Source organism: Ruegeria pomeroyi DSS-3 (assembly GCF_000011965.2).
In the GTDB taxonomy this organism is placed as follows: domain Bacteria; phylum Pseudomonadota; class Alphaproteobacteria; order Rhodobacterales; family Rhodobacteraceae; genus Ruegeria_B; species Ruegeria_B pomeroyi.
In genome coordinates this window covers 82,726-100,982 of record NC_006569.1, presented here as the reverse complement: position 1 = coordinate 100,982, position 18,257 = coordinate 82,726, and the positions used below count along the sequence as shown (strand labels likewise).

Sequence of the window (18,257 nt, the reverse complement as noted above, 5' to 3'; positions counted from 1 at the left end):
CCATGCTGGAAGCGCGCAACCTCTCCAAGTCCTTCGGAGGGCTCGAGGTACTCAGGGACGTGTCCCTGACCGTCGAGCCGGGCATCTGCCTGGGCATCATGGGGCCGAACGGTGCGGGCAAGAGTACGCTGTTCGACCTGCTGATGGATGTGACACGGGCTGACAGCGGCACAGTTTCGGTTGCGGGCCGCGACGTGACCGGGCTGGATACCGCGGGTCGGGTCAAATCCGGCATGGCCCGCGCTTTCCAGGTGCCGCGGGCGTTTGCCTCGCTGAGCGTGGAACAGACGCTCTATCTGGCCCAGCACGCCGGTCACGGCGTTGCCCCGCAGAAGGCATACGACAAGGTGGAGGCCGTGCTGGAAATCACCGGTCTCACCGCCATGCGGCACCAGATGGGCGGCGCACTGCGCCTTCTCGACCGCAAGCGGCTGGAACTGGCCAAGGCATTGGCAGCCGATCCGCAAGTGATCCTGCTCGATGAGATCTCTGGCGGGCTGACCGATAGGGAAGCTGCCGAAATGGTCACATTGGTGCACCGCCTGAAAGAGGCCGGTCTTGCCGTACTCTGGATCGAACATATCGCCCACGCGCTTCAGGCCGCCTCGGACCGGATCATGATGCTGGCGCTTGGCCGCAAGGTGATCGAGGACACGCCACAGGCGGTGGTCGCCGATCCGCAGGTTCGGGCGCTCTATCTGGGGACACCGGCATGAGCATGCTCGAGATCGAAAATCTGGATGCCCGCTACGGCGACTTTCAGGCGCTCTTCGGTATTTCGCTGAATGTGAGACGCGGTGAAACCATCGCCCTTGTCGGCGCTAACGGGGCAGGCAAGACAACACTGCTGCGCGCCATAGCCGGCCTGGGTCAATACCACGCCGGGGTGCTGCGCCTGAATGGCCGCGACATCGGCAGCGCCAGTCCGCAGGAACTTGCGCGGATGGGGATCTCGATGGTGCCCGAGGGGCGCCGGCTTTTCACTGGCATGAGTGTTGCAGAGAATCTCATGATCGGAGCCGATCTGGGCCGCGGCGGCCACTGGGTGCGCGACGCGGTCTTTGACCTCTTCCCTGAAATCGCCGTGATGGCGCATCGACCCGCTGGGCTTCTTTCCGGAGGGCAACAGCAGATGGTCTCGCTTGGCCGGGCCCTGATGACCAACCCGGATCTTCTGCTGGTGGACGAGGTCTCGCTGGGGCTGGCCCCGGTTGTGGTCGACCGCGTCTATGCCGCGTTGGCGCAATTGAAAGAGCGGAAAACGACGCTGGTCGTGGTGGAACAGGACATCCGCCGCGCTCTTGATGTCTCGGACCGGTTCTACTGCATGCTATCGGGGCGAGTCGCTCTTGCGGGTGCCTCGGCCCCTGCGGCCTTCGATGCCGTCAGCCGGGCCTATTTTGGAGAAGCCGCATGAGCATCGTCATCGACATTCTGATCAACGGGCTGTTTCTGGGCGGGCTTTACGCGCTCTTCGGTCTTGGACTGACACTGATCTTCGGTGTCATGCGCATCGCCAACATCGCCCATGGCGAGATCGCCGTTGCCGGAGCGCTGGCGCTCTTTACCCTTGGCGGCAACCTGCCGGTGCATCCACTTGTTCTTTTGCCGGTCGTCATGGTGCTGGCTTTCGGGCTGGGGTGGCTGCTGCAAGCGCAGCTCATCAACCGGGTGCTCAGCGCTGATCCGATGCCGGCGCTGCTTTTGACCTTTGGTCTTTCCGTGGTGCTGCAGAATCTGATGGTCGAAATCTACGGCGCCGACAACCGCAGCATCGACATCGGCACCATCAAAACCGCCGGGTTCCAGATCGGCGGCGTGACGCTGGGCTATCTGCCGCTTGCGATATTTCTGCTGGCGCTGGTGCTTTTTGGCCTGCTGCACCTTGGCCTGCAACACACACGCCTGGGTCGGGCGATCCGCGCCACCTCTCAGGATGCCGACATCGTGGCGCTGTTCGGAATCCGGCAGAAACGGGTCTTTGCGCTGGTGATGGCGCTGGCGGCGGGTTTTGCCGCGCTGGCCGGGATGCTGCTGGCGATGCGCTCAACCATCACGCCCTTTTCCGGCGCCGAGCGGTTGCTGATCGCCTTCGAGGTGATCGTGATCGGCGGGCTAGGTTCGATCTGGGCCAGCTACCTGGGCGGCATCGCGCTGGCTCTGGTGCATGTGGCCAGCTTCTATTTCGACCCCGCGTCGGGGCTTCTTTACGGGCATCTGACGCTGCTGCTGTTCCTGCTGCTCAGGCCGCAGGGTATCGCCGGAAAGGTGGTGACACGATGACCCGTCTGATCCTTGCCCTGGCCGCACTGGTCCTGGCATCCGTACCCTACTGGCTGGGCGGCGGCGCGCTGGCGCTGGTGACCGAGATGCTGATCCTTCTGGCCATCGCCCAAAGCTGGAATCTGCTGGCCGGTTTCGGAGGGCTGCTGTCGCTGGGCCACCACGCCTTTGTCGCCATCGGGGCCTACCTGCTCTTTGCCGTCACACGGGATCTGCCGATCTCTCCCTACGCGATGATCCCGTTTTGCGGGGTCGGAGCGGCGTTACTGGCGCTGGTTCTGACCCCGATCCTTTTCCGCCTGCGCGAGGTCTATTTCGCCGTCGGCATGTGGGTCGCCGCCGAGATCGTCAAGATCGTGGTCAGCCGGATGGATTACTTTGGCGCCTCTTCCGGCCTGCCTTTGTTTGCCGCCCGCCGGATCGACACGAGCCTGCTGCCTTCGATGGGCTACTGGCTGGCCCTGGCGCTGACGGCTGGGTTGTGCGTCGGCCTTTGGTGGTTGGGTCGCAGCCCCTGGGGGCTGCATGTCCACGCCATGCGCGATGACGAAATCGCGGCCCGCTCGCTGGGTGTCAAGACAGGCCGTATCAAGGCGCTTCTGTTCATCCTGTCCGCCGCGGGCAGTGGCATGGCAGGGGCCATCGGGTTCATGGGCAGTCTCTATGTCTCGCCCATCGCCGCCTTCGACATCAACTGGACGGTCTACGCGATCTTCATCTGCGTGATCGGTGGGCTGGGTACGATCCGGGGGCCGGTGATTGGCGTGATGCTGTTCGTCGCCCTTCGCGAGGCGCTCTCGGCCTCGCCGGGCTGGAACCTGATCGCGCTGGGGCTGATCGCCATGCTGCTGATGATCTTTGCGCCCAGGGGTATCGACGGGCTGATCCCGCGCCTGGGCAACCTGGCTTCGAAAAGACACTTCAAGGAAGGATAAACCCATGCCACGTACCGGCTTCTATTTTGACGAACACTGCCTGTGGCACACGACCGGAGAACATGCGCTGATCATGCCGGTCGGTGGATGGATCCAGCCTCCGGCCGCCGCTGGCCATGCGGAATCTCCCGAATCCAAGCGGCGGTTCAAGTCACTGATGGATGTCTCGGGCCTGACCGCGCAACTGAGCGTGCAATCTGCGGAGCCGGTGACCGAGACAGACATGGCACGTGTTCACAGCGAGGCCTATCTGGACCGGTTCAAGACCCTCAGCGACGCGGGTGGCGGCAATGCCGGTGAATTCTCGCCCTTCGGATCGGGCAGTTACGAGATCGCGGCACTGTCGGCCGGGCTGGTCAAGCGGGCGGTGTTTGACGTAGTTGATGGCACCTTCGACAACGCCTATGCCTTGTCGCGCCCGCCGGGGCACCACGCGATGCGGGATGGATCCATGGGGTTCTGCCTGCTGGCCAATATCGCCATCGCGATCGAGGCCGCCCGTGCCGAGCGCGGTCTGACCCGCGTCGCGGTACTGGACTGGGATGTACATCACGGCAACGGCACGCAGGACATCTTCTACGAACGGGAAGATGTACTGACGATCTCGATCCATCAGGAAAACTGCTTCCCCCCCGGATCGGGAAGCGGCAGCGAGCGGGGCGCAGGTGCGGGGGAAGGGGCGAACCTCAACGTCAACCTGCTGCCCGGCGCGGGACATCAGAGCTACATCGACGCGATGGACATCCTGGTGCTGCCGGCGTTGCATGCCTTCAGGCCTGAGCTGATCATCGTCGCCTGCGGGCTGGATGCCAACAACTTCGACCCGCTCAGCCGCATGACTGCGCATAGCGGCACCTTTGGCTATTTGACCCGGGCCGTAATGGGAGCGGCGAATGACCTTTGTGGCGGCCGGCTGGTTTGTGCCCATGAGGGCGGGTATGCCGAGGCGGTAGTGCCCTTTTGTGCCCACGAGGTCGTGCGTACCTTGGCCGGGGTGGAAAGCGAGGTGGTCGACCCGTTTCGCGCTGTGGCGGAGGCCAACCAGCCGCCGGCGGATTTCGTTGCTTTCCAGCGCCAGCGACTTGAATGCTTCAAAGCGTCCCTCTAGCAGCGCGCAACAGCGCTGCGCCGACTATTGGGAAAGGCACATTTGCATCGTTCGCGGATTGACGGTGCATCGGACTCTTCAGTGTCATACGCGGCGGCCTTGCGTGCGAAGGCCGCGCGCCAGCCCACCGTCAATCCATATGAAAACCCTCAGAACCGGGATTGATAAACTGTTCAAAGCAAATTTCTCTTCGCGGGCAGAAGTGGCCGCACCGGCTTGGCACAGCGGATCCCTTTCACCGCACCTGTGGCAGCGGCAGGCAACCTGGCAGGCCGGCGGGCAAGACAATCCATGCGCCGCTGCCGTAAAGTGATCTTGCAAAGCCCGAAGCATCCGACGTGAGTGTGACAGTGAGCCTTGAAACAGCAATGACGGACGCATCCTCGGGCAAGCCCCGAAGGAATGCTTTCCCGGGAAAGATCACCACGTAAGCGGGAGCTTCATCCGTCAGCATTGCCACCGTCAGAAGAACGGAAAGCCATCCCAGGAAAAGCAACGGCAGCGCAAGCAGAACCGATCTAATAGTCATGAATATGTTCCAGCCTCAGACCGGATTCATTCAGTAGGCGCAGCCGCTCGGCCAACTCCGGAACTTTCACCAGGATCAGGTGACGATAGTCGCCAAACCCTTGCCGTTCGCTGCTGAAAAGCGCGCCGGGCTCGGCCGGCCGGTTCGAAATTGCGGTGAAGAGGATGTCGTCATTGCCGGCGATCTCGACCAGATTCACCTTTTCAGCCGCCAACTGCTGAATCAGATGCGTCAACGCACGGTAACGCGGGGTCTCGATCTCGATCCCCTCCGGCCGCTCTTGCAACACCCGAACGCCCTGGTATCGGGCCAGTTGCCCGGCCTCGACGCCGGTGACGATCATCCGCAAAACCAGCTCATCCTGCCCAACCTGCGCAACGGCCTGTGCGATCACATCCGCATAGGCCGCCTTGGCGCGGTACTCCAGGCCAAGCGCCAACCGCCGCTCGCTGTCGCGCAAGACGGTGCTGGGACGGTCGCGCAGGTCTTTGACGTCTTCGCGAAACTGCCATTTGTACCAGGGCACCTGCTGCAGAAACTTGGCGTATGCCGCCGCCTGGTCCGCTGACAGATCGTCTAGCGGCGCCCGATGCGGGCCGCGCAAGGCCGCAAAGAGCCGCCCAAGGGTTTCTTCATAAGCCGCCTTGAGCGCCAGCTCGGCGGTGAAACTCACCCCGATCACATAGTTCATCTGCTTGGTGCCGCCATCAACGCCACCATGTTCAGGAGCGATCCGGGACAGGGTGCAGAGCGAGTTCCAGAAGCCACCGATCGCGCGCAGAAACCCGTAATCGTGCGGGTCGCCGCTGCTCAGGACCTTTGCATAATCCTCGTAGGCGTGAACGATATGCCATTCGGGATAGGTCAACAGGGTACGGCTTTCAGGACGGTGATGGGCCGGGCTGATCAGGGCGTCATAGGGCTGGGTCAGGCCGTTGCCGCGGCACATGGTTTCCACATAGACCACCGGGGCGCCAAGACCGATTGCCAGCACCGCCAACAGCAAGGCCAGCCGTTTGGTCCAGCGCCACAGCAGCATCACGGGGTCTGACCGGCGTTACGGTACCCGGCCCAGACCGCGACACCGCCAAGGGCCAGATGCGGCAGGTTGGCCAGGAAACGGGGCAGCGACAGGTCGATCCCGGCCGGATCATTGGTAAAGATGCCCAGATCGAGATACCCAAAACCGGTAAAAAACCCGAATATGCCATCGCCCAGGTAGGCAAGCCCGAACAGAATGAGAAAGCTCCGCGCCGCCCGGTGCGACAACATCCCTGCCACCAGCGCCCAAAGGGCCGAGGCCACGTGTAGCGCGTCATCATAGATATCAAGTGCGAAGATGCCGAAGGCCAGTCCGTTTTCATCAGTGAGGCCCGGAACATAGTTCAGCGATGCGGCGATCATCAGGGCAAGAAAATAGCCCAGAGACAGTTTTTGCAGTGTGGTCATAGCTGCCCCAAATAGTTGTCCCAAAGGTTGTTTCGCAGCACCAGCTGCGGGTCGAGCCCCCGTTTGGCGCGCGCGAAATCCCCTGCGCCTGGATAGGTCGAGGTAAACTGGTCCACCGTGGCATGTGGTCTGTAGGGCAGATAATAGGCCCCGCCAAGCGCCACCATCCGGTCGATCAGCGCGCTGGTCATGCGGGCCATGTCGGCCTCAGCGCGCTGCGTCAGCTCCTGGCTGAAAGACATGACCGCGGCGATCCTGGGCTCGGTTGCAAAGGACAGCGCACTCTGATCGTCCTGCGCCACATAGCGCAGGGTCACATTGAGGAACTCCTGATACGAGGCCGGAATCACGTCGCGGCAGGCAGCCAGAAAGCCGTCAAAGGCACCGAAACCCACAAAATACTCGTGCAGAATATCCGTGCGGTCCGGGTTGCGGTCATCCAGCGTGGCGACGGGCTCGTTGAGAAGCGTGTTGCGCGTTACCTCTCCTGATCCCAGGGCTGGACCCAACCGGGTTTCGTTCCACCAGCGAAAGGATTTGAAGGTCTCGTTGCCGAGCTGAGCCCGATAGAGGCGGCTGGCGGCATGTGACATCCATCCAGAGCCTGCGGCCGCTGGCAGGTCCGTCTGATCCGCGGTTTCGCGGTAGGTCACCAACAGTGCCTTTTGCAGAAAAGCCGCACGTTCGACGTTCAGCCGTCCATAAGCCATGGTGACCGCAGGGTCTTCGGTTGCGCTGCGGAAGGCCTCGCCAAATGCGCTTGCATCCATGAGCTCGAATGTCGGTGTCAGACGGGTATTCGGCACCATCTCCACCTCCAGATCCACGATGACACCGACCAGCCCGTAACCGCCCATGGCCAGATTGAAGAGATCGGCGTTCTTGGTGGCTGAACATGTCACCAGATCGCCGGACGGCAGCACCATGCGCAGTGACCGCACGGTTGATCCCATCGGGCCAAAGGGCACAGGCCAGCCATGGGCATTCACCGAAAAGGTGGCGGCAACCCCAAAGTCATTGTTGGACTGCATGACCTTGGGTGACCATCCAGCAGGATCGAGCGCGGCAATCACCTGTGACCAGCGCGCGCCTGCATGGACCAGATAAGTCTGGCTCGCGCTATCGATCTCCACCGACCCATTGTCAAAGGTGATGGCGGTGCCGTTGCGCGGGATGGCCTGACCGCCCATGGAATGGCGCGCCGCCCCGACATTGACGGGGCGACCGTCGGCCTTGGCCTCGGCGAGCTCGCGGCGGATAGCCGCGATCAGATCATCACCAGAGTCGTGTTGCAGTATCAGGTGTTCATGGATCGGTGTAGCGGACAGGCCGCTGGCATCATTCAGCCAAGCCTCGCCAGACGGAGCCGTGATCCGGCTGGTGCCGCCATCGCCTGGCAGATCCGCACCCAGCCATCGTGACAACCCCCATCCAGCCACGCCACCGGCCCCCAGCAAGGCGGCTCTTCTGCTAAACCTCTTCATCTGCTGATATCTCCTGCTGCTGGCTGACAATGGATTGCAGTAACAAAATCAGTGCTTTCTGAAACGCGCCCGGCTCTTCGATCTGTGAGACAAACCCCGCGCCCTGCAATATGGAGAGCGGCACACCAGGTATCAATGATTCCAGCTGACCGGCTTGCCCGACAGGGGCAATCGTGTCCTCCTGGCTCTCGATCAGGCCCACAGTCGCCGATGTCAGACAATCCAAGCTGGCAACTCAATGCCATTCCTCCTCGCATTCGACCGCGCCGCCGACGAATTCGCCTGGGATAAGCAGGAAGGGCGGTCCAACGGGATTGAACGCCAGACCAAACGCCAGATCGCCGATCTAGACAGCAAGGTCGCCCTGCTGGGGGATCACCTCGTCGCTTCAGATGCTCCGCGCATTGTCGAAGCCTATGAAAAGCCCATCACCGACATGGAGAAGAACAAACTTTTCCTTGCCGTTAACTGGAATATGGCACGGGCCCGAAACACACCTTCGAGCAAATGTTTGAACTATGAAAACACCTTCTTTCAACATGCTAGGGTCAGGGTTCATAACCAATAGATGGCGGTCGCCGCGAGGGCGATGGCCGATAGGAACACCTCGGGGCATCGATCATAGCGAGTCGCCACACGCCGCCAATCCTTGAGCCTGCCGAACATGATCTCGATCACTGCCTGGCAGTGCATTGCGCAGCAATGTCACGAGAGGGGCGGTTGCGCCGCATGTAGCGGCGCTTGTCGTACTTGATCGGCGTCTTGCGTTGCTTCCGGCCGGGAATGCAGGCGTGTATTGACCCAGTGAAATCCTGCTCATGCTACAAGGGAGAACGTAGCGATGAGTATGACGATGGACGACAGCATCAAGCGATGGACGGCGAAGCGTAAGACCGCCTTGGTGATCGAGATCATCCAGGGCAAGACCACGGTGGCGGAGGCGAGCAGGACGTTCGACCTGACCCCATCCGAGATCGAGGGCTGGGTCGAGGATGCGAAGCGTGGCATGGAGAATTCCCTGCGCGCCAACCCTCTCGACATTCGCGAGCAATACGAGAAGCAGCTCAAGGACCTGCAGGAGGCCTACGGCGAGGCGATGCTGGAGCTGCGCGCGAGAAAAAAGCTGGCGGCCCTCATGGTGAGCCATTGATGCGCCATTGGTTCGAGCACAATGGCGAACGGAGGACGGCAATTGATCCGGACGCTCCATGAGGGCCTGTTGGCGGACGGGATCGCGGTGCCGCTGACTAGGCTCAGGACTCGTTCTCGGGTCATAACCAGAACAAAACGGTTGCGGCTAGCATGATCGCGGAGAAGAACGTTTCCGCGCACCGGTCGTATCGGGTGGCGACGCGCCTCCAATCCTTCAACCGGCCGAACATGATCTCGATCCGGTTGCGCCGTTTGTAGCGCCGCTTGTCGTATTTGACGGCCTTCTTGCGGGATTTCCGGCCGGGGATGCAAACCTTTATCCCCTTGTCTTTCAACGCTTCTCTGAACCAATCGGCGTCATAGCCCCTGTCGGCCAGCAGCCAACCCGCCTTCGGCAGACTGCCCAGAAGAGCCGCGGCGCCGGTATAATCGCTGACCTGCCCGGCGGACATGAAGAACCCGATCGGCCGCCCCTTGGCATCGGCAACGGCGTGCAGCTTGGTGTTCATACCGCCTTTGGTGCGCCCGATTTGGCGCCCGCGCCCCCCTTTTTCACGCACAGGCTCGACGCAGTGCGGTGTGCCTTGAGATAGGTCGCGTCGATCATGATCGTCTTGTGCTCGGCGCTTTCGGTGGCCAGGCCCACCATGATCCGGGCGAAGACCCCGTTGTCGCTCCAGCGTTTCCAACGGTTGTAGAGGGTCTTGGCCGGGCCGTATTCCTTCGGCGCGTCACACCAACGCAACCCATTGCGATTGATGAAGATTATGCCGCTGAGGACGCGACGCGTCATCGACGCGGGGCTTGCCATGGCTCTTGGGAAAGAACGGCTTCAGGCGCTCCATCTGGGCGTCGGTCAGCCAATACAGATTGCTCATCGATCAGATCTCCTTGCGGAGCCTGAATCACGCCAGAAGCATGAAATCAATGGGTCTGGAGCCTAGATAGATGTTGCGCTTCACGCGCTGCTGATCGCGACTGTCACGGATCCATTCGTCTTTGATGTAGTCCCAAAAACGGTCGAAGGCATCGGAGAGCGAATACTGAGGCTCGGCGGTCAACCCGAGAACGGCCCCTCGCTCGGGCGCGGATTGCTGACCCGAAATCAGAAGCCGCAACCGCTCCAAGAGCTCTTCATCCGTCAGGTCTGCCGCTGGCTTTGGGGCAAACCCAAACTGCCGTTGCACAGCCGCCGCCGCTCGGTATTGCTCGGCAGCGTCTTGGGCACAGAGCGAAACGCCTCGCGCCTTGGCGTCGCGCCAATCTTGTTCAAGCCGCGCCGAAATATCGGCTGCCATGCGCTTGGCTTCGGTGAAGTCGCCAGTCTTGAGAGAGAAACTGATCAGGGGCTTTCGTTCAACGTCTGCAAACTCACGCGGAACCGAACGATAGTAGTGCCACCAGCGACCTTTCTGTTTGAGATGAGTGCCCCACATGAGACCGGATCCCTTTGTCCAGAAATTGTCCAGACTGGCCGATTCCAGCTGAACGCGGGATCACGCTACTTTCAACAAAATCAAGCCTTTAGGGGCGGGGTTCCGTCGCTATGTTGGATGAATGGTGCCCGGGGGCGGAATCGAACCACCGACACGAGGATTTTCAATTAGCCTTGTGATCCGCGCGTGCTGTCTCAGGATTGCTCAACCTGCAACGTAGCCGATTGAAAACCTTGACCTTTGCGCCTGGCAGATCGTCTCACGCCGTCTCACGCCTGAACGTTCAAGCTCGAGGCTAACGCTACCCGAGCAATACCCGAAAACGTTCGTGGCTTCCAACATGTATTTCCCAAGTGGTGGCGTGACAAATGCGCCAAAACACAATTCTCAAAAAATAGTACGTCAAAACTGCGTTAGCCTACACAGACTCTTTAACTTGCAGCTTAGAATTGATTAGTAGAACCAGTGAACTCCACTGCCGACGAAGAAAAGCTAGTTTAGCATCATCGACCTCCTTCTCTAACTCTATATCCAGATCTTGTAGTAAGGCAGACAATTGATGGACGTCCAACTTGGACAGATCATCTATGTCACTCATTTCCATATCTCCTCTAAGGTGTCGAAATTCGGAAACTCACCTAATAAAGGCTTAAGTTTTTCCGGAATATTGTTGAAGTGCCACTCTAGATTCCCACTAAATCTGCGACGACTGAAAATACGCTGAGCCTCCCATATTAGAGATTCCCGAAGCCTTTTACATAAGGAGAATTTTTCAAAGTCTTTGCCAGCCGACTGTCGGCATTTCCGCTCGCCTATTTCAGCATCCTGCACGATGTTGTAGGCAATAATAGAATTAAATACACAATTTGCTATCCAGTCTTCATTTGTGCGAAAGTTTCTCTCACGAAAGTGCGTGCCAAATCCTGATCTAATTAGCTCTGAAATCATCAAAGACTGTGAAAAGTAAGACACGGAGTAGATTACTTTGTTTAAAAGTATGAAGCCGAAATTGCTTACAAAGAATCGGCACTCATCAAGGCTCGCTGAGTTTTCCACTCCCTCAAAAACGACATATTCGTTCTCGCAAAGGCAGATAGTATAAAATCGAAGCTCTTCGAGAGAGATATTGTCATAAAAACAGGAAATCTCGTCATGGAGGTCCTCAATTGTGATGCCTGGATCGAATTTTAGAATCTGAAGTATGCGAACAAACACCAAAGTATGTGGGTAGCACTTGCCTTCCGATTCATCTAGCCCCTTTGTCATATAATTAAAAATGCTATCAAACAAGCCTTCTAGTTCAGGTCTTTCATCTATTGCGGCCAACGCAGAAACAAGATCAGAACCCTCAAGGAAGTTGCTTATTTCCCGGCTATTCAATCGAAACTTACTCTGTAAGCACTTAGTATCATCGAGAAAAAATGCCTCAAGCACACTATATGCGGCCATGTCTTTTAAAGCACGATTATTAATCGTTTTCTCCCAAAGCCAAGCCTCACTGAGACCCGCAGACTTCTGCCTTTCGTCTAATTGATCTCCATGTGAAATGAGATAATTCTCTAGTGACCAGATGCATATTCTACGAATATGTCTTTTCATATGACGTGCGTTCCAGGAGAAAGCACTGCTTATTGGTTGATTTATGGAAAGGCCAACCGAAGTACCTTTCAGAACATTGATCAAATTTTTTCTAACGTTTACAACAAAGCTGTCTAGACCCTCCTGACCCACCGAGGAACTGACATCACCGTCAACAGCGGAAACAATTGTCTCGGCAAGGATCTTGTAAGGTGGAGGCACAATCCAACGAACAGGAATTCTTCGCTCACCGTTCGGCGTTAAATTAAGTTCAAGTCGGATGCGCGCATACGTCGTATCTCTCATAAAAACAACTAGGTTTGTATTGTGACTTGAAGGGGTTCCACCATACCTCGCCACCTGATTTAGCGCGTCGCTAAGTAGGTCAGCAACAGCACTAATTGGGCCGTGATACCGATCCGAAATCAAAAAGTCCTTTGTCTTAAGGGCGTCAAAACCGTCAAGACTAACTAGAAATTGAATATGGAAGCTGGGACTCTTGATCTTGCCAAGTATATTGCGGCAAACTTCTTCTGGAAAATAGCCTACTTGCTCCTTCCAAATATTGTGAGCTTCGGATAGAGTGAAGCTTGAGCCATCGATTTTCTTGCCCTCAGCTAGCGCAACCATTCCCCGTATCTTATTATGGTGCTCTCTATATTCGCCATGTGAAGAAAGGATCCCTTCCAACGCATCTTTGCTTGGAACTCCGACTTCAGAAAAGCACAAATAAATTAGCAGGTCTCGCGTCTGGCATTGATGGATAGCATCAAGTATTTGCTGGCTAGAGAGCTCTTGTCCGGCTTTGAAAAACTTGGTGAACTCTACTCTTGAGGGAATAATTCCGTTTGCCCAAAAGACTTGCGCTCCCGATGAGAACAGGCACTTACTATATGCGGTTTTCCCACTCCCAGTCGGGCCAGTCAGAATTGATACATAAGGCGTTTTGAGTTGCCGCGCCTGCAGTAGTTCGCCGCTAAATTTTTTTGCCAGGCCAATAAATCGATCGGCGGGAGGTAAGGATTCGGTTCCAGGGCCTATTGTATTCACTGAATTTGCTATATCTATTTCTACATCTGTCTTGTCTATATAATTTTTTCCAAATTGCCGGAATTTGTGCGCAAAGAATGATTCTGAATTTTTGTAATCTGAGAATCGGTAAAATTTATTTACTTCCCTATCTGAAATTCCAAATTTGTACCTGTCTGTTCTGCTTCGAACCGAGTTTAACAGAGAAGATGATTTCGGAAATCGAGCTAATATCTTTTCCTCGCGCGTTCTTATAGAATTCGGAACTGGTGCATGTACTTTAAGCCTCAACTTGAAAGCACTCCCAATAGCATTTCACCAAGCCTAGAAATCTTGTATCCTTCACCTGTCTGCGAGGCAAGTCCAGCCAACTCCAACTTCCGAAGCGCTGTTTCCTTTAGGCTCTCGATGTCTTTGGACTCCTCCTCTAGCTTCGCAATGGTTTCTCGAAACTCCAAAAATCGTCCCACAATCGTTATCTCAGGCCGATCGAGTGCGAGTGTTGTCAGTGTGCAAACTTCGAGTTCATTGAGGTCACTAGCGGCGGCTATCAAAGCATGACGCAGGAATTTATCAATCTCACTTGGTCGCGCGGTAACGATACTCGCAAGGAAAATTGGTTTCCACGGTTCGTTCGAGTGCCTTGCTGCTTCATAGCCCAGCTGAACTGTGGAATCTCCTGGTAGACTTGAGTTTTCTAGTTGCCGGACACGAACCGCGAGCTCGTCAAGGTATTGCCGCGTTCGAGCTTCGCGACGTTCCTGTAGATTTTTTTCCAATAGAACCGTTGCACTTCCACCCACTCCGGGTATCGCAGCAATCAACATTCTGGCTATGGTCACTTGTGGGAGATTTTCGGTATCCGAACGAGTCATGCGTTCTCCACTACTTAATCGTCGTAAAAATGCATGAATGAAGTGGCCGTGTCCATCTGATAGTCGACAGAATCTGACCTGTACCGAGAGCATTCATTCGGTTTCTTAGCTACAAGAAAACGTCACCTTTGAGGCCAGCGCGTTTCAAGCCGTCTAGAGTTGTCCCTGACGCGGCTTGTCCGCCCATCTTATCATAGGCTTATGAAACGCAAACTCACCACCAAGTTCATCGAAAGCCAGAAGCCCAACCCGTCGAAACGGCTCGATTTCCGCGACGAGTTGATGCCAGGTCTGGTCCTGCGCATCAGCACGTCCGGCACCAAGACGTTCTGCCTGCACAAGCGCATCAGCGGTAAGATGCGTCGCCTGACCATCGGACGGTTCGGCGTCGTGTCGCTGGCCGAGGCGCGTGAACGGGTGCGAAAGGTGCTCTACGAAATCGAGACGGGACGGTTCGAGGACCGCACTGGCGTCGAGGTCGAAACGAAGCCCACGCTGGGCGACGTGATCCCCGATTACATCGAAAAGCACGCCAAGGTTCACAACCGCGACTGGAAGCGCAAGGAAGCCCTGCTGGCGAAGTTCGCCGCCCTGCACGTCAAACGGATCGACGAGATCAAGCGCGCCGATGTCGTGAAAGCCTGCGATCTGATCCACAAATCCGCGCCGGTCAGCGCGAACCGCGCGCTGGCCCACCTCAAGCACCTGATGGGCTGGTGTGTCGAGCGCGGCATGATCGATGCTTCCCCCATCGCCGGAATGAAACCGTTGTCCAAGGAACGGTCGCGTGAGCGTGTCCTGACCGACGATGAGCTGGGCGCGCTGTGGACGGCCTGTGACGCCGAAGGCTATCCTTTCGGGGATTGCATGAAGCTGTTGATCCTCAGCGGCCAGAGACGCGCCGAGGTCGCCGAGATGCGCTGGACGGAACTCGACCTCGAAAAACGCCTGTGGACCCTGCCTTCGCAGCGCGCGAAAAACGGCAGGCAGCACACGGTTCCGATCACCGACGCGATGATTGACGTGCTGCGCAGGGTGCCGAGGTTCCTCGGGTCGGACTACGTGTTCACGACCACCGGCAAATCGCCAGTTTCGGGGTTCGGTCGCCTGAAGGACCGGCTCGACAAGGCGCTGCCCGAAGGCACCGAACCGTGGATCATCCACGATCTGCGCCGCACGATGTCCACGAACATGGCGATGCTGGGCGTGCCGCAGCCCGTCACCGAGGCGTTGCTGAACCACAAGACGGGTGTGGTCTCAGGCGTTGCCGCTATCTACAATGTCTATTCATACACGGACGAGAAGTGCGAGGCATTGGAACAGTGGAACCGCCATCTGACCAAGATGACACAGGGCCATTCGGATCGGCTTGCCGGAAAGATGTCGGCGCAATTCTCGGCCTGAAAGACGATCCACGCTTTCCAGATTTCTGGGAAAAGATCAGTGCATCGGGTAAGGTGAAACGCCGGGCTCTGCAAATGTCGCCGTCTGCCTTCGCCATTTCCCCGTTCGACATGTCGGCAACGCAGCGCATCACGTGGCTGAAACGGAACGTCCTGCATCCCGTCGAAAGATTGGAAAGCGCGCTGGCAAATGAGAACGCACCACATTTCGTCCATTGGGAGGATCAGCTTCGGGAACCCCAAGATGGAATTGTTCCCGTTGACTGTGTTGAGCTTCTGTCAGGCTTGGCCGCGCTCAAGGTGCAAGCCATAAACGTAATCTCGAAGCTCGAATGTGATCTTGGGATGAAGGTTCAGACGACCGACGAAATCCGTTTCACCATCGTCTATGACGCCATTTGGGACCTGCACGATTTCTTTCCCGAATTTCCGTTGTCACGGGGCAACTGGGACCCAGAACATAAACAAGTTGGGATTTTGCCCGATTACGTGCGGCGCGTCTTCTTGGAGACCACGGGCGACCATGAACAGCTGGATGGCCCCATCCAACTTGCCCTTCAAGATGTAAGAAGATCCCAACGCAAATCGACCTGAAGCTTTCAGGACCTTCGCTCGAAACGAGTCACGATCTGCGCCATCTTTCTCCTTGTCGGAGCGCTCCTTCGCAAACCCTAACTTGCTGAAGGAAAAGACAGATGAAGATTTCAGACGGTCGCAAGACCTTGGCCACACGCGCGGACCTCAAGCGCCTTGGCATAAACGTGAGCAACACGACCCTGTTGCGCTGGGAGGCCCGTGGGCGCTTCCCTCGGCGTATCAGGATGGCCGGGACCAGCGTTGCGTGGTTCCTGTCCGAGATCGAGGACTGGCTTGCTGACCGCGCAGCCGAGCGCGTGCGCACCCATTACGCTGAGTACTGATTGGGGGCTTTCCAGCCCCCTTTCTTCCAGAAGAAATCAAAGGAAACACCATGCGACAACATTTTCGCGTGTCAAAACAGATGCGCTCCCGAAATACACTAGACGCTGCCAAGGCGCAGATCGCCGCCGGGCGAAAAGTGATTTTGACATATGGCATTGGCGAGGACGGGCGATGCTCGTGCAAGCGTGACGACTGCCCCTCACCCGGCAAACACCCCTTGTCCAAGTACTTTCCGAACGGCGTATATAGTGCGACCGATGATATCGAACTGGTGCAAAAAGCCCTGCGAACGCATCCCCGTGCCAATCTCGCGATATCTCTCGCCGGATTGACGGTGGTCGATGTGGACGGGAAAGCGGGCAAACAGGCCGTTGAGGGTCTTGATCTGCCGAAAACGGTCAAGGTTTTCACCGGGCGCGGCTATCACTTGTACTATCAGGGTGAATGTTCTGGTGGCGCGTTCAAAGGTGATGAGATTGACGTCCTGACCGGCGCGAACAGGATGGTGATGGTTCCTCCCAGCACCCATCCCTCGGGCAAGCGCTATCGTTACTCCTCGCAATCGCCTTCCGGTATGGCCGCTATGCCGAAAAACTTGAGCAAGCTCAAACCTGATCGAACGCAGCATAGGAAAGAGGGACCGCAAACGGCATCAACGGACCTCGTCATCAAGAGCGGTAGCCGCAACGATTTCTTCTTTCGTACGGCCTGCTTCTTGCGTCGAAGGTTCGATGATAAAAATGCGGTTGAGGCCATGCTGGAAACCCTGAACAACGATTTCACCGAAGCCCCGTTGTCGCCAAGCGAGTTGCGCTCGGTCATCCAGAGCAGCGGGAACTATGTCGAAGACACTGCAGCCCTGTTCGGGCCACCAAAGACAACCGAGCCCTTGCCGATGGAGTTCCTGTACTACCCGTACATCCCATATTTTGGCGTAACGCTGCTCGCGGGCAATCCCGGTATGGGTAAGTCCCTGCTGGTAAGCCGATTGATCGCTGCAGTGACCTCCGGCAGCCCTTGGCCGCTTTCGGACGAATGCGCTCCGAAAGGCAAAGTTCTATTACTTTCGGCCGAAGACAACTGGCAAAGGGTAACCCTTGGGAGGCTGTTAGAGCATGGGGCAGATATTTCGCAAATACGCATGATGCAGAGATTCAAGATCCTATGCCCGGACAACCTTGAGGCAATGGCGCGCTACATTGACGAAGAGCGGCCCAAACTGGTCGTGATCGACACGCTGACCGCCTACATGGGCAGTGGACGCGACATGAACCGGCAAAACGAGGTTGGCGAGTTTCTGGGGCGCCTGACGGAGATCGCCGAGGATGCCGGGTGTGCGGTGCTGGCCATTGGTCACTTGAACAAACAGTCGTCAGAGCATCCACTATTCCGAATTGTCGGCTCAATTGGCTTCGCCGCCAGTATTCGATCTGCGCTGTTCTATGGCACGGACCCGACGGATCGGTCGCGCTTCGCTTTGGCGCACGGCAAGGCCAACGCCAGTGAACTCGGCAAGACGATCATTTTCGAGCGCTTTGGGGGCGGGCGAGACGAGACGCCGGTCCTGCACCCGGTGGAGTTCTCTGACGCCAATGAGGCCGAGGTTTGCAGGGTCGAGACAAATTCGGTCGGCAGGCCTGCGTCAGCCACTGACTCTGCGCGAGAGTTCATCCTCGAGTTTCTATCCGATCAGCCAGTCAGGTGGGAGGCAGTCGAAAGCGCCGTGACGAGCCGCAGCCTCGCGTCTGTTGGCACTTTGAACGTGCTTCGGGCGGACATGGCAAAATCCGGTGAGATCGTGCAGGTGGGTAAGGGAAAAAGCACCCGCTGGAAACTCGGCGAACCCCGCACCGATGAGTGATCGTTATAATAATTCGTGTACAACAATTTTTATATCGAATGAGAGGCGGGCTTCGGCCCGTCTTTCGCTTTTCCAGTAGTCGGCGCTGGACCGGACGGCGGAGCGGCTAGGGGCCAAAAACCTCGGCGGTATGTATGACCCCTCGTCTGCCCGTAGGGCGCGCGCCGTTAAAAAAACGCCTCCCCCAAGCCCTTGTGTCAGCACCTCTTAGGGT

The 18,257-nt window shown here is 57.5% G+C and carries 19 protein-coding genes and 2 pseudogenes; 11 read left to right on the top strand and 10 right to left on the bottom strand.

Going from position 1 to position 18,257, the window contains the following annotated elements:
- Positions 1–2 precede the first annotated feature (2 nt).
- The 5 genes from SPO_RS20315 to SPO_RS20295 are packed head-to-tail and all read left to right on the top strand — an operon-like array spanning position 3 to position 4,326.
- A complete protein-coding gene (locus SPO_RS20315; RefSeq protein ID WP_011241881.1) occupies positions 3–716 on the top strand; it encodes an ABC transporter ATP-binding protein in 714 nt (237 codons plus the stop codon).
- Positions 713–1,417, top strand: coding sequence for an ABC transporter ATP-binding protein (locus tag SPO_RS20310; RefSeq protein WP_011241880.1), 705 nt, complete (start codon positions 713–715; stop codon positions 1,415–1,417). The genes SPO_RS20315 and SPO_RS20310 overlap by 4 nt, the downstream gene beginning before the upstream one ends.
- A complete protein-coding gene (locus SPO_RS20305) occupies positions 1,414–2,283 on the top strand; it encodes a branched-chain amino acid ABC transporter permease (protein WP_011241879.1) in 870 nt (289 codons plus the stop codon). Before SPO_RS20310 ends, SPO_RS20305 begins: the two co-directional genes overlap by 4 nt.
- Positions 2,280–3,218 carry a branched-chain amino acid ABC transporter permease gene (locus SPO_RS20300; protein ID WP_011241878.1) on the top strand — a complete coding sequence of 313 codons (939 nt, stop codon included), beginning with the start codon at positions 2,280–2,282 and terminating at the stop codon, positions 3,216–3,218. Before SPO_RS20305 ends, SPO_RS20300 begins: the two co-directional genes overlap by 4 nt.
- Positions 3,219–3,222: 4 nt before the next feature.
- Positions 3,223–4,326, top strand: a complete 1,104-nt coding sequence (locus tag SPO_RS20295) for a class II histone deacetylase (protein WP_044029508.1) — start codon at positions 3,223–3,225, stop codon at positions 4,324–4,326.
- 235 nt (positions 4,327–4,561) lie between these two features.
- Here SPO_RS20295 and SPO_RS22675 read toward each other — a convergent pair whose 3' ends face one another.
- From SPO_RS22675 to SPO_RS20275, 5 genes are read right to left on the bottom strand one after another with little or no spacing between them, the layout of a single operon-like run.
- Complete coding sequence (locus tag SPO_RS22675; RefSeq protein WP_084791079.1) at positions 4,562–4,855, bottom strand: hypothetical protein; 294 nt, start codon at positions 4,853–4,855, stop codon at positions 4,562–4,564.
- Positions 4,845–5,894 (bottom strand): hypothetical protein, encoded by a 1,050-nt coding sequence (locus tag SPO_RS20290; RefSeq protein WP_011241876.1) that lies wholly within the window; start codon positions 5,892–5,894, stop codon positions 4,845–4,847. Before SPO_RS20290 ends, SPO_RS22675 begins: the two co-directional genes overlap by 11 nt.
- Positions 5,894–6,304 (bottom strand): DUF4383 domain-containing protein, encoded by a 411-nt coding sequence (locus SPO_RS20285; protein ID WP_011241875.1) that lies wholly within the window; start codon positions 6,302–6,304, stop codon positions 5,894–5,896. The genes SPO_RS20290 and SPO_RS20285 overlap by 1 nt, the downstream gene beginning before the upstream one ends.
- The gene (locus SPO_RS20280; protein WP_011241874.1) at positions 6,301–7,788 is read right to left on the bottom strand and encodes an FAD-binding oxidoreductase; all 1,488 of its coding nucleotides are present in this window, start codon (positions 7,786–7,788) and stop codon (positions 6,301–6,303) included. Before SPO_RS20280 ends, SPO_RS20285 begins: the two co-directional genes overlap by 4 nt.
- Complete coding sequence (locus SPO_RS20275) at positions 7,775–7,990, bottom strand: hypothetical protein (RefSeq protein WP_044029506.1); 216 nt, start codon at positions 7,988–7,990, stop codon at positions 7,775–7,777. The genes SPO_RS20280 and SPO_RS20275 overlap by 14 nt, the downstream gene beginning before the upstream one ends.
- Before the next feature lie 36 nt (positions 7,991–8,026).
- On the opposite strand from SPO_RS20275, the gene SPO_RS20270 reads away from it, so the two are divergent.
- Positions 8,027–8,356: a hypothetical protein gene (locus SPO_RS20270; protein WP_044029505.1), complete on the top strand. Its 330-nt coding sequence runs from the start codon at positions 8,027–8,029 to the stop codon at positions 8,354–8,356.
- Here the strand turns inward: SPO_RS20270 and SPO_RS22990 are convergent.
- Positions 8,344–8,585 (bottom strand): annotated as a pseudogene (locus SPO_RS22990) (transposase); the annotation flags it as partial. The gene SPO_RS20270 and the pseudogene SPO_RS22990 overlap by 13 nt on opposite strands.
- Positions 8,586–8,629: 44 nt before the next feature.
- Between SPO_RS22990 and SPO_RS20260 the strand changes: the two are divergent.
- Positions 8,630–8,938 (top strand): DUF1153 domain-containing protein, encoded by a 309-nt coding sequence (locus tag SPO_RS20260; protein ID WP_011241873.1) that lies wholly within the window; start codon positions 8,630–8,632, stop codon positions 8,936–8,938.
- Positions 8,939–9,059: 121 nt separating this feature from the next.
- Here the strand turns inward: SPO_RS20260 and SPO_RS22665 are convergent.
- The 4 genes and pseudogenes from SPO_RS22665 to SPO_RS22985 form a co-directional block, all read right to left on the bottom strand.
- Positions 9,060–9,818, bottom strand: a pseudogene (locus tag SPO_RS22665) (IS5-like element ISSpo7 family transposase).
- Between the two features lie 27 nt (positions 9,819–9,845).
- Positions 9,846–10,376: a DUF6538 domain-containing protein gene (locus tag SPO_RS20245; protein WP_011241872.1), complete on the bottom strand. Its 531-nt coding sequence runs from the start codon at positions 10,374–10,376 to the stop codon at positions 9,846–9,848.
- A 594-nt stretch (positions 10,377–10,970) separates the two neighbouring features.
- Positions 10,971–13,274, bottom strand: coding sequence for a hypothetical protein (locus SPO_RS22660; protein ID WP_011241871.1), 2,304 nt, complete (start codon positions 13,272–13,274; stop codon positions 10,971–10,973).
- On the bottom strand, positions 13,271–13,858 hold the full coding sequence (locus tag SPO_RS22985) for a hypothetical protein (RefSeq protein ID WP_144084092.1): 588 nt from the start codon (positions 13,856–13,858) through the stop codon (positions 13,271–13,273). The genes SPO_RS22660 and SPO_RS22985 overlap by 4 nt, the downstream gene beginning before the upstream one ends.
- A gap of 201 nt (positions 13,859–14,059) precedes the next feature.
- Between SPO_RS22985 and SPO_RS20230 the strand changes: the two genes are divergently transcribed.
- From SPO_RS20230 to SPO_RS20215, 4 genes are all read left to right on the top strand, one after another.
- Positions 14,060–15,262: a tyrosine-type recombinase/integrase gene (locus SPO_RS20230; RefSeq protein WP_011241870.1), complete on the top strand. Its 1,203-nt coding sequence runs from the start codon at positions 14,060–14,062 to the stop codon at positions 15,260–15,262.
- On the top strand, positions 15,181–15,855 hold the full coding sequence (locus SPO_RS20225) for a hypothetical protein (RefSeq protein ID WP_144084091.1): 675 nt from the start codon (positions 15,181–15,183) through the stop codon (positions 15,853–15,855). Before SPO_RS20230 ends, SPO_RS20225 begins: the two co-directional genes overlap by 82 nt.
- A 167-nt stretch (positions 15,856–16,022) precedes the next feature.
- On the top strand, positions 16,023–16,181 hold the full coding sequence (locus SPO_RS20220; protein WP_230981825.1) for a helix-turn-helix transcriptional regulator: 159 nt from the start codon (positions 16,023–16,025) through the stop codon (positions 16,179–16,181).
- A 50-nt stretch (positions 16,182–16,231) separates the two neighbouring features.
- The gene (locus tag SPO_RS20215) at positions 16,232–18,043 is read left to right on the top strand and encodes an AAA family ATPase (RefSeq protein WP_011241869.1); all 1,812 of its coding nucleotides are present in this window, start codon (positions 16,232–16,234) and stop codon (positions 18,041–18,043) included.
- Positions 18,044–18,257 lie beyond the last annotated feature (214 nt).

Bases quoted from the DNA above. Each gene is read 5' to 3' on its own strand.
- SPO_RS20285 (WP_011241875.1), bottom strand. From the start codon at position 6,304: ATGACCACACTGCAAAAACTGTCTCTGGGCTATTTTCTTGCCCTGATG.
- SPO_RS20315 (WP_011241881.1), top strand. From the start codon at position 3: ATGCTGGAAGCGCGCAACCTCTCCAAGTCCTTCGGAGGGCTCGAGGTA.
- SPO_RS22675 (WP_084791079.1), bottom strand. From the start codon at position 4,855: ATGACTATTAGATCGGTTCTGCTTGCGCTGCCGTTGCTTTTCCTGGGA.
- SPO_RS20290 (WP_011241876.1), bottom strand. From the start codon at position 5,894: ATGCTGCTGTGGCGCTGGACCAAACGGCTGGCCTTGCTGTTGGCGGTG.
- SPO_RS20260 (WP_011241873.1), top strand. From the start codon at position 8,630: ATGAGTATGACGATGGACGACAGCATCAAGCGATGGACGGCGAAGCGT.
- SPO_RS20230 (WP_011241870.1), top strand. From the start codon at position 14,060: ATGAAACGCAAACTCACCACCAAGTTCATCGAAAGCCAGAAGCCCAAC.
- SPO_RS20305 (WP_011241879.1), top strand. From the start codon at position 1,414: ATGAGCATCGTCATCGACATTCTGATCAACGGGCTGTTTCTGGGCGGG.
- SPO_RS20310 (WP_011241880.1), top strand. From the start codon at position 713: ATGAGCATGCTCGAGATCGAAAATCTGGATGCCCGCTACGGCGACTTT.
- SPO_RS20245 (WP_011241872.1), bottom strand. From the start codon at position 10,376: ATGTGGGGCACTCATCTCAAACAGAAAGGTCGCTGGTGGCACTACTAT.
- SPO_RS20280 (WP_011241874.1), bottom strand. From the start codon at position 7,788: ATGAAGAGGTTTAGCAGAAGAGCCGCCTTGCTGGGGGCCGGTGGCGTG.
- SPO_RS22985 (WP_144084092.1), bottom strand. From the start codon at position 13,858: ATGACTCGTTCGGATACCGAAAATCTCCCACAAGTGACCATAGCCAGA.
- SPO_RS20270 (WP_044029505.1), top strand. From the start codon at position 8,027: ATGCCATTCCTCCTCGCATTCGACCGCGCCGCCGACGAATTCGCCTGG.
- SPO_RS20295 (WP_044029508.1), top strand. From the start codon at position 3,223: ATGCCACGTACCGGCTTCTATTTTGACGAACACTGCCTGTGGCACACG.
- SPO_RS20215 (WP_011241869.1), top strand. From the start codon at position 16,232: ATGCGACAACATTTTCGCGTGTCAAAACAGATGCGCTCCCGAAATACA.
- SPO_RS20300 (WP_011241878.1), top strand. From the start codon at position 2,280: ATGACCCGTCTGATCCTTGCCCTGGCCGCACTGGTCCTGGCATCCGTA.